Annotated in this window: 17 protein-coding genes; 9 read left to right on the top strand and 8 right to left on the bottom strand. The window is 39.0% G+C overall.

Annotation, left to right across the window (positions count from 1 at the left end; translation table 11 throughout):
- The first annotated feature begins 41 nt into the window (after positions 1–41).
- The 3 genes from AC1DEF_RS17535 to AC1DEF_RS17525 are packed head-to-tail and all read left to right on the top strand — an operon-like array spanning position 42 to position 3,066.
- The gene (locus tag AC1DEF_RS17535; RefSeq protein ID WP_477727463.1) at positions 42–1,220 is read left to right on the top strand and encodes an ABC transporter permease; all 1,179 of its coding nucleotides are present in this window, start codon (positions 42–44) and stop codon (positions 1,218–1,220) included.
- Positions 1,217–2,359, top strand: coding sequence for an ABC transporter permease (locus AC1DEF_RS17530; protein WP_477727462.1), 1,143 nt, complete (start codon positions 1,217–1,219; stop codon positions 2,357–2,359). Before AC1DEF_RS17535 ends, AC1DEF_RS17530 begins: the two co-directional genes overlap by 4 nt.
- Entirely contained in the window at positions 2,356–3,066 is a 711-nt protein-coding gene (locus AC1DEF_RS17525; protein WP_162213817.1) for an ABC transporter ATP-binding protein, read from the top strand. The genes AC1DEF_RS17530 and AC1DEF_RS17525 overlap by 4 nt, the downstream gene beginning before the upstream one ends.
- A gap of 51 nt (positions 3,067–3,117) precedes the next feature.
- Here the strand turns inward: AC1DEF_RS17525 and AC1DEF_RS17520 are convergent, their stop codons facing one another.
- The 3 genes from AC1DEF_RS17520 to AC1DEF_RS17510 all read right to left on the bottom strand — a co-directional run bounded on the left by AC1DEF_RS17520 (position 3,118) and on the right by AC1DEF_RS17510 (position 5,326).
- The gene (locus AC1DEF_RS17520) at positions 3,118–4,473 is read right to left on the bottom strand and encodes a hemolysin family protein (protein ID WP_013082163.1); all 1,356 of its coding nucleotides are present in this window, start codon (positions 4,471–4,473) and stop codon (positions 3,118–3,120) included.
- Positions 4,474–4,532: 59 nt separating this feature from the next.
- A complete protein-coding gene (locus tag AC1DEF_RS17515) occupies positions 4,533–4,898 on the bottom strand; it encodes a MerR family transcriptional regulator (protein WP_013055894.1) in 366 nt (121 codons plus the stop codon).
- Between the two features lie 227 nt (positions 4,899–5,125).
- Entirely contained in the window at positions 5,126–5,326 is a 201-nt protein-coding gene (locus AC1DEF_RS17510) for a hypothetical protein (protein WP_013082164.1), read from the bottom strand.
- Positions 5,327–5,473: 147 nt separating this feature from the next.
- Between AC1DEF_RS17510 and gloA2 the strand changes: the two genes are divergently transcribed.
- The 3 genes from gloA2 to AC1DEF_RS17495 all read left to right on the top strand — a co-directional run bounded on the left by gloA2 (position 5,474) and on the right by AC1DEF_RS17495 (position 6,998).
- On the top strand, positions 5,474–5,872 hold the full coding sequence (gene gloA2 / locus AC1DEF_RS17505) for an SMU1112c/YaeR family gloxylase I-like metalloprotein (RefSeq protein ID WP_097824056.1): 399 nt from the start codon (positions 5,474–5,476) through the stop codon (positions 5,870–5,872).
- 5 nt (positions 5,873–5,877) lie between these two features.
- The gene (locus AC1DEF_RS17500) at positions 5,878–6,744 is read left to right on the top strand and encodes a gamma-glutamylcyclotransferase family protein (RefSeq protein ID WP_043979742.1); all 867 of its coding nucleotides are present in this window, start codon (positions 5,878–5,880) and stop codon (positions 6,742–6,744) included.
- Positions 6,745–6,863: 119 nt separating this feature from the next.
- The gene (locus AC1DEF_RS17495; protein WP_255255733.1) at positions 6,864–6,998 is read left to right on the top strand and encodes a hypothetical protein; all 135 of its coding nucleotides are present in this window, start codon (positions 6,864–6,866) and stop codon (positions 6,996–6,998) included.
- 72 nt (positions 6,999–7,070) lie between these two features.
- Here the strand turns inward: AC1DEF_RS17495 and AC1DEF_RS17490 are convergent, their stop codons facing one another.
- A complete protein-coding gene (locus tag AC1DEF_RS17490) occupies positions 7,071–7,946 on the bottom strand; it encodes an aldose 1-epimerase family protein (RefSeq protein ID WP_097824055.1) in 876 nt (291 codons plus the stop codon).
- A 141-nt stretch (positions 7,947–8,087) separates the two neighbouring features.
- Here AC1DEF_RS17490 and AC1DEF_RS17485 point away from each other — a divergent pair, with 141 nt between their 5' ends.
- A complete protein-coding gene (locus tag AC1DEF_RS17485) occupies positions 8,088–8,534 on the top strand; it encodes a YndM family protein (protein WP_016763336.1) in 447 nt (148 codons plus the stop codon).
- A 36-nt stretch (positions 8,535–8,570) separates the two neighbouring features.
- On the opposite strand, the gene lepB is transcribed toward AC1DEF_RS17485, so the two are convergent.
- From lepB to AC1DEF_RS17470, 3 genes are all read right to left on the bottom strand, one after another.
- Positions 8,571–9,122, bottom strand: coding sequence for a signal peptidase I (gene lepB, locus AC1DEF_RS17480; RefSeq protein ID WP_097824054.1), 552 nt, complete (start codon positions 9,120–9,122; stop codon positions 8,571–8,573).
- 190 nt (positions 9,123–9,312) lie between these two features.
- Positions 9,313–9,648 carry a LapA family protein gene (locus tag AC1DEF_RS17475; RefSeq protein ID WP_014461129.1) on the bottom strand — a complete coding sequence of 112 codons (336 nt, stop codon included), beginning with the start codon at positions 9,646–9,648 and terminating at the stop codon, positions 9,313–9,315.
- A gap of 392 nt (positions 9,649–10,040) precedes the next feature.
- On the bottom strand, positions 10,041–10,379 hold the full coding sequence (locus AC1DEF_RS17470) for a YmaF family protein (RefSeq protein WP_013055902.1): 339 nt from the start codon (positions 10,377–10,379) through the stop codon (positions 10,041–10,043).
- A 253-nt stretch (positions 10,380–10,632) separates the two neighbouring features.
- Between AC1DEF_RS17470 and AC1DEF_RS17465 the strand changes: the two genes are divergently transcribed.
- Positions 10,633–11,040, top strand: coding sequence for a DUF1259 domain-containing protein (locus AC1DEF_RS17465; RefSeq protein ID WP_025749486.1), 408 nt, complete (start codon positions 10,633–10,635; stop codon positions 11,038–11,040).
- Between the two features lie 212 nt (positions 11,041–11,252).
- Here the strand turns inward: AC1DEF_RS17465 and AC1DEF_RS17460 are convergent, their stop codons facing one another.
- Complete coding sequence (locus tag AC1DEF_RS17460) at positions 11,253–12,005, bottom strand: M48 family metallopeptidase (protein ID WP_043979736.1); 753 nt, start codon at positions 12,003–12,005, stop codon at positions 11,253–11,255.
- Between the two features lie 261 nt (positions 12,006–12,266).
- Here AC1DEF_RS17460 and AC1DEF_RS17455 point away from each other — a divergent pair, with 261 nt between their 5' ends.
- On the top strand, positions 12,267–13,511 hold the full coding sequence (locus AC1DEF_RS17455; protein ID WP_176521254.1) for a methyl-accepting chemotaxis protein: 1,245 nt from the start codon (positions 12,267–12,269) through the stop codon (positions 13,509–13,511).
- Positions 13,512–13,662 lie beyond the last annotated feature (151 nt).

Genomic DNA, 13,662 nt, shown 5'->3' with positions numbered 1-13,662 from the left:
AGATATATTTCTCTTTGACTCTTTTTACATGTAAAGCTCTATTGAAAAATATAAAATCTCTCATACTGCTAATAATGATCCCTGCTCTGTTTTTACTTGGAGCAGGGATCATTATTAGTCAGACCATGCAAGGTGAGGAGAGAGTAAATCGGTTCCCCGTGGCAATTGTGGATAAAGATGACACTGCACAAACGAAGTACGTCATCGAACAGCTGACTGAAGGTAAGCTTCGCAAGATCATGAAGCCTCTTTACACGAATGAACAGAAAGCTAAACAGCTGCTGCAGCAAAATAAAGTGGCAGCCATTGTGACGCTGCCAAAAGGTTTTAGTCACGATATTGCTCATGGGAAAAATCAGCCTTTACACGTCATTGGGAATAGCAATAAGCCGCTTCAGTCACAGCTGTTTCGCTATGTGATGGAAAGTGCAGCCGACTACACATCAGCTGCTCAAAGCGGTATTAATACGGTTGAAGCCTTTTTAGAAAAAGAAAATGTTTCCGATGAAAATAGACGCGCAGAGTTTAAGAAGAGCTTGGTGACGTTTGGGCTTCATGTGTTAGATCGAGGAAGTTTATTTGATGAACAAATAGAAACGAGTTTCTTTCAGCAGGATATGAAGCAATATTATGTCCTGTCTTTTGCTGCTTTGCTGCTTATGATTTGGAGCTACGGCGGATGGCTGCTTGCTAGTGAAACGCAGACTTCTCCCGTGCTGGCTCGAATGAAAACAAGAGGTGTATCGTTTGTCCACATTTATTTAGCACAGCTGACGGCTCTGTATGTTCTTTTGCTACCGGCCTCTGTCGTTTTGTTCGGAAGTCTCCTTAAAGGACTCAAACTGCCTGTAACCGGTACGTACGGAGAGCTTTTTTTAGGGGTAAGCGGAAGCTTGTTTGCTTTTTTATGTTTGTTTTTACTGCTTCGGGTTCTTTTTTTATCACAAAAAGCTTATCAAATAGCTGGTTTGCTGTTTATTTTGCTGAGTGCGATTTTAAGTGGACATGTTGTGCCGGTCGTCTATTTACCGGACTGGGCGAGTGGTTTTCAAAAATGGTCACTCAACACCAGAGTCTTGGAGCTGTTATTTTATGAATTTGATGGATATAACACAAACGAAGCTTTTCTTTACCTTAAGCCTATTCTCATTACGGCAGCGGGAAGTTTTGTTATTGCTGTTTTCTACGTGATGACGCTGCAAAGGCGGTGGAGAAAATGATCAGTGAAAAAATAAAGCAGCTGCTGAAGCGCCCTATGCTTGTTATCATGATTTTCTTTTTACCTTTAATAGGAACGATTATTAGCAGCTCGTTTTTAGCAAAAGTACAAAGTGATTCAAAAATACCTGTTGCTCTTGTCGATCAAGATCACAGCCAAATGTCTAAACAAGTGATCAATCGACTACAGAAAACAACAGAAATTCAGTTTCTTTCTCTGAACGAAGAACAAGCGAGAAAGCAGCTGGCCAAAAATAAAATTGACAGCATTTTTATGTTTCCTAACGGATTTCAACAAGAAGTAGAAGCGGGGAATTATCAAGGAGTCATTGATTTGCTCACGCTGCCTTCTTCCGTTGCCACAGAAGCGGTTCGAGAAGTCGTGGCGAGTGAAGTGACAAGGTTAACGACAAATATTAAAGCGGCAAATGAAGTGCGTTTTTTATATAAAGTTTATAACATTCATGCAGGACCGGATTTATGGAAAGAAGCGTATCGTTATACCGATAACCAGTGGAAGCCAAAGCCGCTGATGACAATTGATTACGAGGCGCAAGGAACGAAGCATACGAAGCAAGGGAGCGCTCAAGTGACCGGATACGTGCCGCTATGGGGATTCTTTACGCTTTTACTTTGCTGCCTCACATCAGATTGGATGATTAAAGAGCGGAGGCACCTTTTCAAACGAATGAAAACGATGCAAAAAGGACTTTACGGTTATATTCGAAGCGTCAGCACTGCTTATGCTGTGCTATACGTGCTTCAAGCTCTCATAAGCTTTGCTCTATTTAAATGGCTTTATGGAGTAGAGTCTTACGGTGTGCTGCTGTATATGTGTATCTATGTGATTGTGTGCGTTGCTTTTAGCACGTGGCTTGCAAGTGAAAGCCAGGGAGTTGGATCTTATTATATGATCAGCGTTGTCATGGTCCCAGGACTCAGTATAATAGGAGGGAGCTTTTTCCCGGTAGGAGAGCTTTCTGCAACGATTGAAAGAATAAGTCAGTGGCTTCCGCAGCATCTGCTTCTGTATCAGCATGCACTGCCGCTTACGTTCATTTGGAAAGAGCTAGCTGTTTCCATTGCATGTATATGTTTGTGCGCGTTTAAAATAGTGTGGAATGTGAGGAGCATGAAATGATTGAAATTAACAATGTTAGCAAAACATACGGAAAAAAACGGTCGTTAGCAAATGTTACCCTGAACGTAGAAAGTGGAGAAGTCATCGGTCTTTTAGGACCAAACGGCGCTGGTAAGTCGACGCTTCTGTCTATTTTGTCTACCATTACGGCTCCTTCAAGCGGGAATGTCACGATTGGAGGCTTATCGCTTAAGAAAAATCAAAAAGCAATTCGAGAAGTCATTGGCTACGTTCCACAAGACATAGCGCTGTGGGAAGAGCTTAGTGTAAAAGAAAACATGAAAATGTGGAGCAAAATGACTTCACGCTCTCTGTCGAATGAACAGCTTCAATCTCTTTGCTCAGCTGTACAGCTCGAAGGAAGATGGAAGGAAAAAGTGAAAAATTTATCAGGAGGCATGAAGCGAAAGCTAAACATAGCCGTTTCACTTATTCATGAACCGTCCGTTTTGTTAATGGACGAGCCAACGGTCGGAATTGATTTGCAGTCCAAGCTTGAGATTATTCGTTATATTAAACAGCTGGCGTCAAAAGGAAAGACGATTATCTATATTACCCATGATTTGAATGAAATCTTAGACGTGTGTCATCGGTTTGCGGTCTTAAAGGAAGGAAAGCTGGAATTTGTCGGCACGATGGACCAAGCGAAGGAAAAGACTGGGGAAGAGGCAGAAGAGAACGTTGTGTATAAGCTGCTGCATGATTAAGATAAAGTAATGATAAAAAAGAGCCGCTTCATGAAGAAGCGGCTCTTTCTATTATGCTTGTGTAACTTCTTGTTCTGGTGAATGACTTTCAGGCTGCACGCGTTCTTCTTCAGGAAGGGCACGTACTTCTACTTCTTTCATTTGGTGACCGTCCATTTCTTTTGCAATAAACTCGTATCCGAAAAGTTTGAACGATTCGCTTTCCTGGATATCGATATTTTGCATTAGCATCCAGCCGCCAATTGTATCGATATCGTCGTTTTCAATTTCGATATGAAGGACTTCGTTAACTTCTTCAAGCAGTACTTTTGAGTTAAAGACAAAGTGCTGATCGCTGATTTTTTGAACAAGCGGCTTTTCATCTGTATCAAACTCATCTCGAATTTCTCCAACGATTTCTTCTAAAATATCTTCAACGGTAACGATACCAGCCGTACCGCCGTACTCGTCAATCAACACAGCCATATGCGTACGTTTCTTTTGCATCGAGCGCAATAGATCTTGAATCGCTACGGTTTCAATTACTTGAATAATAGGATTCATATAAAGCTTCACGCTTTGCTTTTTTAACGCATCGTTAATTACGACATCGTTTAGAATCTCTTTGACGTTGACTAAGCCGATAATGTTATCTTTGTCTCCGTCAACGGTAACAGGGTAGCGAGTGTAGCGATCTTCTACAGCAAGCTTTAAGAAATCTTCAATGCTGTCGTCTTCAGAAACAGCTGAAATTTCTGTTCTTGGTACCATGATTTCGCGAGCAACACGGTTATCGAATTCGAAAATGTTGTTCACGTACTTATATTCAGACTGGTTAATTTCCCCGCCTTTAAAACTTTCTGATAAAATAATGCGCAGCTCTTCTTCACTGTGCGCAAGTTCATGCTCTGAAGCTGGCTTTAATCCAAACATTCCAGTTAATAAACGGGCAGAACCATTTAGTAACCAAATGAAGGGGAACATAATTTTATAGAATAAAATTAACGGACGAGCAAACAATAACGTAACTGTTTCAGCTTTTTGAATCGCAAATGTTTTTGGCGCTAATTCACCAACGACTACGTGAACAAACGTTACAAGCGCAAATGCGATAATGAATGAAAGAATATGTGTTAAAGATGCAGCAACACCCATTTTTTCAAACAGGGGTTCTACAATCTTCGCAACAGTCGGTTCTCCCAACCAACCGAGTCCTAAAGCAGTAATCGTAATACCAAGCTGACACGCAGATAAATACTCATCTAAGTGTGTCGTCACGGTTTTAACCGCATTCGCTCCTTTTTTTCCTTCAGCAACAAGTTGATCTACCCGTGAACTACGAAGCTTCACAATTGCAAACTCTGAAGCAACGAAAAAAGCAGTGAGTACAATTAAAATCGCAAAAATAATTAAGTTAATGGTTATCAATGAATATACTTACTTTATAATGCTATAAAGTAAGTAAACACCTCCTGTAAATAATAAATTTACGACAGCAGCAGCAGTAAAGAGTGCAAAAGAGTGACGCTTTCTGGTGAGAGCCGATTCATCATTACTTTTCGATCTTCTTCATTCAGCTTTTCCATAAGCGGTGCAACTTCTTTTAAACTGTCGTTTAGTACGTAAAATTTGGATGCCAATTCGTCTTTGGAGTGGCTATTCTCGGATTGCTCTATAGAAAATAGAGAAGAAATCTCTTCAAGAGAACGGCCTTCGCTTTTTAATTTTTCAATTAAGTAAAGACGTTTCAGCGCTTCTTCGTTATAAAAGCGATAGTTAGAAGCAGAGCGTTCTGCTTTTAACAAACCAATGTTGGTATAATAGTCAACCGTGCGTTTCGTTACATGTGCCATCTCTGCAAGTTCGCCAATTTTGTATGTCGCAACCCCATCAGAATACCACCTCCTTTAACTGTGTCAACCATCACGTGATGGTTTTTATCTGCGTAACTATTTATCTTTTATCCTATCGTAATTAAGTATACGCGCGTAAGATCAAAAAGTTTCATTTTTTTATTAGCATTCAGTATATCTCAAAATAAGGTAGTTTGACAAAGATTTTATAAAAAAACTCGCTTATATTAAGCGAGTTTTTTAGTAGGATGACGTACGATAATGTGCATGCGTTCATACACATATTGAATACGTTCAGTATAATCTATGAACTCAGGGCTCATTGGAGATAGCTGATCAGCAATACGGTGCATAATAGCAGCTTCTTCTTTTAACGAATCTAAATTTTGAGTTCGGTCAATTCTTGCTTTAAATGTTAACGAAATCATGTTATTCACCTCGTTGTTATGTTACTCGTTATAAGGCGCTATGTCCGTGACTTTTATCACTCTAGTCAAAGGTGATAACGTAATTATTTGATGTTTGCCGGCGTTTTGTGTAGGATGATTAGAAAAGGGTTTTTATGGGAGAATGAAATGAATTTAAAACGAATGCACCACGTAGCCATTATAGGAAGTAATTATGAACGTTCAAAAGCTTTTTATGTAAATGTGTTAGGATGCAAGATTATAGAAGAAACATATAGAAAAGAAAGAGATTCATATAAACTAGATTTAGAAGTAGCTCCTGGCTATCAAATTGAGTTGTTCTCGTTTCCAAATCCGTCACAGCGTCCTTCAAGACCTGAAGCGTGCGGTTTACGCCATTTAGCTTTTGCCGTTGAAAGCGTAGAGGATTCCAAGCGTGAACTAGAGCAGCAAGGGATTGATGTGGAACCTATTAGGGTAGATGAACTAACGGGAAAAAAATTCACTTTTTTTGCTGATCCGGACGGGTTACCGCTAGAGCTTTATGAAGAGAAAGAGGGGGAATAAGGAGTATGTGCAATTATTTATTTGTATACGGAACGCTTCTTGAAGGAGAAGGTAATCACGGATTGCTGCATCATGCGCGCCCTATTGCCAAGCAGGCAAAAACGAAAGGGAAATTATATGACACAAAGCAAGGCTATCCTATGCTTGATATTGACAGTGAACATAGTGTATACGGAGAAGTATATGAAGTGACCGATCAGCTTATGTGGAAGGCTCTTGATGAATTAGAAGGGTATATTCATGAAGGTCATAAAGATAATGAATATGATAAAGTTGTGCAAACGGTTGAAACGGACCAAGGTGAATTTGAAGCCGTTGTGTATGTGGCAAGCGATCGTTCGCTGCTGCACGAATTTATCCCGAGCGGAAACTGGCGCGTGTGGAAAGAAGATTTATTAGAAGGTATGCTGTATTTTGCTTACGGTTCATGTATGGATAACGATCGTTTTATTAAGCACGGGGTGGATCAGCATTTCCAGGACTGTCTCGGCAGAGCGGTTTTTAAAGGCTATACGCTTCGATATAACCACGTTATTCATGACGGAGGACGTGCAGATATGGTGGAAGAAGGCGGAGTCGTTGAAGGCAAACTGTACCGCGTGCCGCCTGAAGCAATTACGTACCTGTATGGCAGAGAAGGCGTAGATAATAATGGCTATCGTCCTGCTATTATTTCTGTCGAGCATGAAGGTAAGATGGTGGATCATGTTCTTACTTTTTTTGTGTTAAATAAAGAAAAAGAAGTCGCACCTCCGGATCATTATTCGACTGAAATTATTCGAGGGGCAACAGGTGTACTCAGCGAAGAATATGTTCAGAAGCTAATAGAACAAGTCCATGCGCTAAAAAATAGCGATGTTGTAAATAACTAATGTAAAAAGAAGCAGGAACAAAAATAGTTTAGTTGAAGAAAGCTCCGAACGAGTAATCGTTCGGAGCTTTTTATTGTTATGGTGAACGCAGGCTTAATCTATTTAACTGCTTCTAGCTGTTGATTGGAGGGCAAGGCGAAGACTCCTGCGGGAAAAGCGGAATAGGTGAGACCCCGCAGGAGCGTAAGCGACGAAGAGGCTCAACAGCCGCCCGCGGAAAGCGAAGTCTTGCACGGAAATCCACAGCGGTGTAACAAGCAGTCCAGCTCATGTATCCCATTTGTTCGTCTTAAGATTGGATGGATTTTGTTATGTTATATGTTGCATCAGCTAAATGAAACGGAGAATTCTGTTTGAAATACACCGTCTTTTGATAAACGGTTGATGCCTAATTTTTCTTTGAAATTTCCGTTGTGATCATGCGTATCTGCAATTCCAAACCAAGGTTCGATACAGAGAAAAGGAGCGATTGTATGATTTTCTGTATCATACTTTGACCAAATACCGACATACGGGAAATCATTAAACTGAACGTTAATTTGATTTTCATTAACCGGCGATTTAATCGTAATTCCGTCAATATGACTAAAAATTAACGCATCATTTGCAAATAAATCTGCGCTTAGCGGCAGCTGATGCAAATTTTCTGCAGCTCCTTTTTCATGAATAAGAGCGTCTTTTAATATAAATTCCTTCGGCGTAGTTTCAGAAGGCTCTATTTCTAAAAAGTAATCAGAAATCTGCTCGTTTTCACGTAACGGAATACGAAAAGCAGGGTGGGCTCCAATTGAAAAATACATATCGTCTTTATCTTCGTTCACTACTTTCCACTGAAAAGTTAATCGGTTATTTTCCAGACGGTAGCTGATTTCAACTGAACATTCAAACGGATATACGTCTTTAAAGCGGCCGTTTGTAGCAAATTGCAGCCGTGCCGTTTCGTTTGTTTGTTCGATCACGCTGAAAGCAGAATCACGTAAAAAACCGTGCTGTGGCAAAGAGTATTCGCGCTGATCAACGGTATACTGATCATTTTTTAATCGGCCTACGATTGGAAACAATACGGGGGATACTCGTCCCCAATAAGCGGGGTCTCCGCTCCACATGAACTGCAGGTCTTTTTCTTTATGAAATACTTCTACAACTTCCGCTCCTTTTTCTTGAATACTTACTTTCATTTTGCTATTTTCTAGTACAATCATTACAACATCTCCCAAATCATTCTTGTACGCTCGAGCAGCCTCAAACGTACTGGCTTTGCCTATATTATACCCTTCTTGGCAAAAAAGGTATTAATTTCCCTATTTTTGTTCAAATTAATATAGAAAAAGGAGGGTTCAAATATGAATCATGCAACATTATTGCTCATTAAATTTGCAGCGGCACTTATTGCGTTTGGTATAGGCCTTGATTTGTTTTTTGATGCAACCATCGGAGACATTATTTCCTTTAGCTTGCTAACGACAGTTGTGACATATTTAGTAGTGGATCGAATTGTACTGCCTCGAGTGGGCAACCGTGATGCCATTATTGTTGAATTTGTTCTAACCTATATGAGCGTATGGATTTTTGGAACATTGTTATTAGACAGCTACGTTCAAATTGCTTGGGGAAGTATTATTTCTGCAGCTATTATTACATTTGCCGAGGTTTTTGTTCACCGCTACTTATTCAACCATATTGAAACGAAACATACAGCGAGAACGCGTCCCGCTTTTAAGCGAAAACTAGCGTATGACACAGAATTTGCAGAAGAACAGCATGTAGAAAACAAGGAAAATCCAAAATAAAAAGAAAGCTCACTTTTGAGCTTTCTTTTTTATGTGTTAATGCATAAAAGTTATTTCCTTTAAAGGCCAGTATTTCATATTGACTTCTCCCATGATCGAAGAAATCGGAGTGAGGCCAAAATGTCTGCCATCTCGGCTAATGCGTCTGTTGTCACCAAGAACTAATACGTATCCATCGGGTATCGTGCCGTCTTGAGACAGTTCGTACGTGGAAAAATTTTCAGTAAATCGCTCGTAAGCGGGCACTTTGGATAAATATTTATGAAGATGCGGTTCTTTTTTGACTTTGTTATTTATATACAGAACATCATCTTTGTATTCGACCGTTTCTCCTGGTAAGCCGACGATGCGCTTTACTAGAAAATCACTGCTATAGGGAGCTTGCAAAACGACAATGTCAAAGCGCTCCAGCTTGCTGTGTTTGTTAATAATAATTCGATTGCCTTCGTGCAAAATAGGCTTCATAGAATCGCCTTTTACAGTGTAGGGCTGAAACCAATAGTGCTGAACGACAACAGAAAGCAAAACGGTGCCGAGGATGACGCTTATGTATGTAAGAATTTCACGCTTTATTTTTTTATTGACCATAATGGATGAACACCTTCTTAACGGTAAGACTGTCAATTTAAGTTTTTCATAGAGATATAACAGTGTTGATTGTACCATTCAGAACTAAAGTTTTCCATATCTATCTGTTTATGCGTGTATGCCAAAAATATGCATGAGGGAACAAAAAATGAAAAGAGCCGTTATTCTAGGGAATAACGGCTCTTCTTTATTATAACTGAGCGCGCTCAGTTCGAGTAGCTGGTTGATTTGGTTCTTCTTCCACAACAGGCTCAACAGGCTTATGCTGCTTGATTTCTTCTTCCAGCTCAGCAATTCGCTTGTTTTTCTGTTTCACTTGTCCTCTTAGTTGAACAATTTTTACAAAGCTCAATGAAGCAGCAACAACTCCTCCAAACACGGCTGTTGTTAAGATAATTAAAATAAGAGGCCATTTTTGTGAACCAAATACATAGTTGAATTGTACAGGATCGTTGTTAATTACAGCTAAAACAGCAATGATAAGAGCAAATATAAGTCCTAAAATAAAAAAGCTCTGTCCTTTCATAAGCTGCACTTCCTTTCTTTACAGAGTCATTACAACTTTTATAGCGTAACCACTCATCTTAAGTGTTTGCTATCTTGCTTATAGGTATACGTATCCACATTTAAACAAAATCAAACATTTTCTTGATTATATATATCTTTCTTTTAAAACACAATATATCGATTGGTGTAGAAACTTTGACATGTCCAAAGACCTGGTATGTCGAACTTTTGGAATAAAGAGCTCGCGTATCCTTTTTTGCTTAAGCAGAGGGAGAGACTGGCATTTAACTCATATATGCACAAAGAGACCTTTATCTATTAAAGGTCTCACTGTTAATAAAGGGGTATAAACACAAGATGAAAATCAGTCCAGAAGCTGAGACTTTGGCTTAATTGCATTAAACTATTTCATTATCTATCGCCCGGAGCAGGATGGTCTACACCTTTGACATGATGCCGATGCTGGTTGTCTTCACTGGTATAAAAGTCATAATAGTGAACATGCATACCGTTGCCAATGGGAATAGCGGGACCAGAGTAGGCTTTGTAATGATGTGTATGTCCGTCTTCAAAAACAACATAGCCTTCTGTATAGTGAATGTGGCTTCCATCCTCGCTTTGAATTGGAGGAGACGTTACATCGAGGCACTGATGGACATGTCCTGACGCAACAGAAGTGTAGTCCACTGAGCCATGATTATGATGAGGAACAAACCCTGAAATAAAATCATCTTTGCCTATTTTTTTCATTTTACTTCCCCCTATAAATTCAATTTTAAAAAACTGTTTAAGTAAATTTTTTAAATGGACATTTGAATTTCTCTGTTTAGTTAAATTCAAAAATACATGCTATTGATATGAACAAAGAAAAATAAATATGACTTTTGATAATGAGGATTTATAAAATGGGTAGTTTTCCTGTGTGTTTGCCGTTTCTACTTGATAACTTTCACATATATTTATTAAGGTAGGACAAGTTATTACAAGAGAGGAAGTCAGCATAATGAGTTGGGAAAATAAAAAGAGTCTATGTCAGGAGTTTGCGAGAATTCTAGGTGGACAAGGCAGTTTAGATGAAAATGGCGTTTGTTTGGTACAAAAATTTCGGACGATTCGTTTTAAAATTTTAGGGCGTCCAACACGCTCTCCGTTAGTTACTCCTCAATTTTTTACTTTTGAAGATTTAGATAGCAAGGGAAGAGCGCTAAATCTAGGTGAAACCGTGCTTTTGCAAGAAGAGGTAAATCCATTATTAACGGAGCTTAGAAAAAGAGATATTAAGGTTACGGCCGTTCACAACCATTGGCTATTTGAAGAGCCGAGAGCAATGTATATGCATTTTGAATCCGTAGAACCACCGTTAGATTTTGCACGAAAAGTAAGAGAAGCGTTTAAAGTATTAAAAGGATAGAAAGCAGTTTTTTATAGAATCAGTTTATTCTTACTTACTGCTTTTAAAATTAGATTAATAAAACTTTAAATATGTATATTATATATTGGTTTATAAACTGCGCTTGAATGAACCTATCAGGTTAACTAATTTTTGAGCAGTGAGATTATTCGGGTACTTCTATCCAAATAAAAAAAGCACGCGTTCGCCGCGTGCTTTTTTTATGTATAAACTTAAAATGCGTTTAGGGTGTTATCGCTTAACCACTGTTTGCGTTCAGCTGCATCTTCGAATAACTCATCTGCATTTGTAAATTGAGAAGCAATGACATATTCAATTGTTGCAAGAGGAGCTGTTAGCAAACGCCAGTTTAATACGATTGTATTATCTTGAGTCGTAGCGTATTCTTCACCTAACTCGTCCCACTTAACAGATTCAGGAGCATTGTCTGCAGTTTTTTTAACAGATTTCAAAGCTTCTTGGAATTTTTCACCTGCGCGGCCTTGGTACCATTCTGTTAATAGTTGTCCAATACCTTCATTTGTTTGCTGCTCGTTCCAGCTTTCAGGTACTGTAGCAATGAATTTTGCACGGAATGTCATTTCAGCCTTTGCTACATCTCCACGAACGATGTTTAAGCGGTATTGACGTCCTAGGTAAGGGAATTTGTCTCCCTCTTCAAAAGAACCAGTTTTAGCTGCAGAAGCTGCTGCTTTAGGAGCCTCTTTTTTAGCTGTTTCTTTTTTTACTGCTTCTTTCTTTGGAGCAGCTGGCTTTTCCTCAGCTGGCTGTGAACCGTTTAGTTGTTTTAAAATCCATGTTGCTTTGCGTGCGATGATTGAACGCACATTGTTTTCATTAAGACCTCTTGGGATAATAACTTTTACCCCTTCTTTGTCACAAATTTGCACCGTGATATCGGTTCTATTTGGAACGACTTCAATTTTGTAGTCAATTGTTTGATTGCCTGTTTGATACGTATACATAAAATTTTTCGTACTCCTTTCTACAAATCTTCATTTTATAAGCAAAGGTAGAGTTTGGTCAAATGAAAGAATAATCAGACAGTTATCAACTGCTGTTGCAGCGCCTTGCAGAATGAAATGTATTCCAATATTTAGTGGAAAAGCGCCAATAATAATTGTTTCAATTCTTCTTTAGTTTTTACAAAAAAATATAAAAATATGCCGATACTACTAATATAGATTAGACATTCTATGTCTTTAGATTGTATAGGGGATGAAAAAATGAAAAAAGCTTTTCAAAGTTTACGCATGAAAATGCTATGTATGATTGCAGCCATGATGGCCATAACATCTACTGTAATTGAAGTAACAAATTATTATCTTATTGTGAAACAAGAGCAAGCAGCTTCGATTACGCTAGTGATTACATTTCTGTTTGTTTCTTTTACAACTACCGTGTTCTATTTTATCATACGTCGCTACATAATTGCGGTTGAAAATTTGTCAAAAACAATGAAAGGGATTTCAAACGGTGATTTATCTGTAGATCTTGCTCCTTTGAAAGGGAAAAATGAGATTAGTACACTCATATCTTCATTTAATGAAATGATGATTCACATGAGAATGCTGCGTCAGAAAATAAGTAAAACAAAGAGCACGGTCAGTCATTCCTCAGAGCAACTGTTTGCAAGCATGGAGGAAACAAAAACAGCTGTGACAGAAGTTACGATGTCGATTCAAGAAATTGCTGCGGGTTCTGATAAGCAGTTGCTAAATGTGGTTGAAACCGAGCAAGCTATGGTGGATATGGCCAAGCTCCTTCAGAAAATGACTGATCATTCTTCAAGGGTACAGCAATCGATGAACAGAGCCTCTGAACATGCTTCCACTGGAAATGTTTCGGTGAAAGAGGTGACGAACCAAATGAATAAAATCTATGAATCAGTTAAGATATCCACTAGTGAAGTAAAGGGACTCGAAGATCGTTCTACAGAGATTGGACGAATTATTGACACGATTACAAGAATTGCTGAACAAACAAATCTTCTTGCACTTAATGCTGCTATTGAAGCTGCAAGAGCTGGGGAACATGGAAAAGGTTTTGCTGTAGTAGCAGGAGAAGTACGTAAGCTAGCGGAAGAATCTAAAACGTCCGCTATACAAATCAGTCATCTGTTAAAAGAAATTGAAGCGCAGGCAAAGCAGGCTTATCAAAACATGGAAGTCAATACAGAAGAAGTCACACTTGGTATTGCCACTGTCGAAGATGTAAATGAACAATTTTCCACAATCATGGAAGATGTTTTTGCTGCTCAAGAACAAATGAACAAAATGACAAAGGCAACAGGAGAGATTGATGGGTATTCGTTCAAGGTAATGGAGTCTGTCATGGGCCTTTCAGAGGTTGCTAAACAAGCAGCTGCTTATGCTGAAGAAGTAGCTGCGGCTTCACAGGAGGAGTTAGCATCTATAGAAGAACTTGTGGTGTTGGCAGCTACTTTAAAAGCTACGGTAAGTGAATCCTGAAGTTGATCTTGGTATATACGTAATGAGGCTGTGAAAAAAGTATTTTCGTTGCAGGAAGATCCGAACGATGAATGGAGATTCTTGATAGAGAATCCAACTTCGTTCAGATCTTTTCATGGTTATGTTGGACGTAGGTTTCATGTATGTAGGT

This window comes from Priestia sp. 10L35 (assembly GCF_056395685.1).
The sequence above is the reverse complement of the archived record's forward strand: the minus strand, read 5'-3'. Positions and strand labels throughout refer to the sequence as shown.

Bases quoted from the DNA above. Each gene is read 5' to 3' on its own strand.
- AC1DEF_RS17530 (WP_477727462.1), top strand. From the start codon at position 1,217: ATGATCAGTGAAAAAATAAAGCAGCTGCTGAAGCGCCCTATGCTTGTT.
- AC1DEF_RS17525 (WP_162213817.1), top strand. From the start codon at position 2,356: ATGATTGAAATTAACAATGTTAGCAAAACATACGGAAAAAAACGGTCG.
- AC1DEF_RS17515 (WP_013055894.1), bottom strand. From the start codon at position 4,898: ATGGCACATGTAACGAAACGCACGGTTGACTATTATACCAACATTGGT.
- AC1DEF_RS17510 (WP_013082164.1), bottom strand. From the start codon at position 5,326: ATGATTTCGTTAACATTTAAAGCAAGAATTGACCGAACTCAAAATTTA.
- gloA2 (WP_097824056.1), top strand. From the start codon at position 5,474: ATGAATTTAAAACGAATGCACCACGTAGCCATTATAGGAAGTAATTAT.
- AC1DEF_RS17500 (WP_043979742.1), top strand. From the start codon at position 5,878: ATGTGCAATTATTTATTTGTATACGGAACGCTTCTTGAAGGAGAAGGT.
- AC1DEF_RS17490 (WP_097824055.1), bottom strand. From the start codon at position 7,946: ATGATTGTACTAGAAAATAGCAAAATGAAAGTAAGTATTCAAGAAAAA.
- AC1DEF_RS17485 (WP_016763336.1), top strand. From the start codon at position 8,088: ATGAATCATGCAACATTATTGCTCATTAAATTTGCAGCGGCACTTATT.
- lepB (WP_097824054.1), bottom strand. From the start codon at position 9,122: ATGGTCAATAAAAAAATAAAGCGTGAAATTCTTACATACATAAGCGTC.
- AC1DEF_RS17475 (WP_014461129.1), bottom strand. From the start codon at position 9,648: ATGAAAGGACAGAGCTTTTTTATTTTAGGACTTATATTTGCTCTTATC.
- AC1DEF_RS17470 (WP_013055902.1), bottom strand. From the start codon at position 10,379: ATGAAAAAAATAGGCAAAGATGATTTTATTTCAGGGTTTGTTCCTCAT.
- AC1DEF_RS17465 (WP_025749486.1), top strand. From the start codon at position 10,633: ATGAGTTGGGAAAATAAAAAGAGTCTATGTCAGGAGTTTGCGAGAATT.
- AC1DEF_RS17460 (WP_043979736.1), bottom strand. From the start codon at position 12,005: ATGTATACGTATCAAACAGGCAATCAAACAATTGACTACAAAATTGAA.
- AC1DEF_RS17455 (WP_176521254.1), top strand. From the start codon at position 12,267: ATGAAAAAAGCTTTTCAAAGTTTACGCATGAAAATGCTATGTATGATT.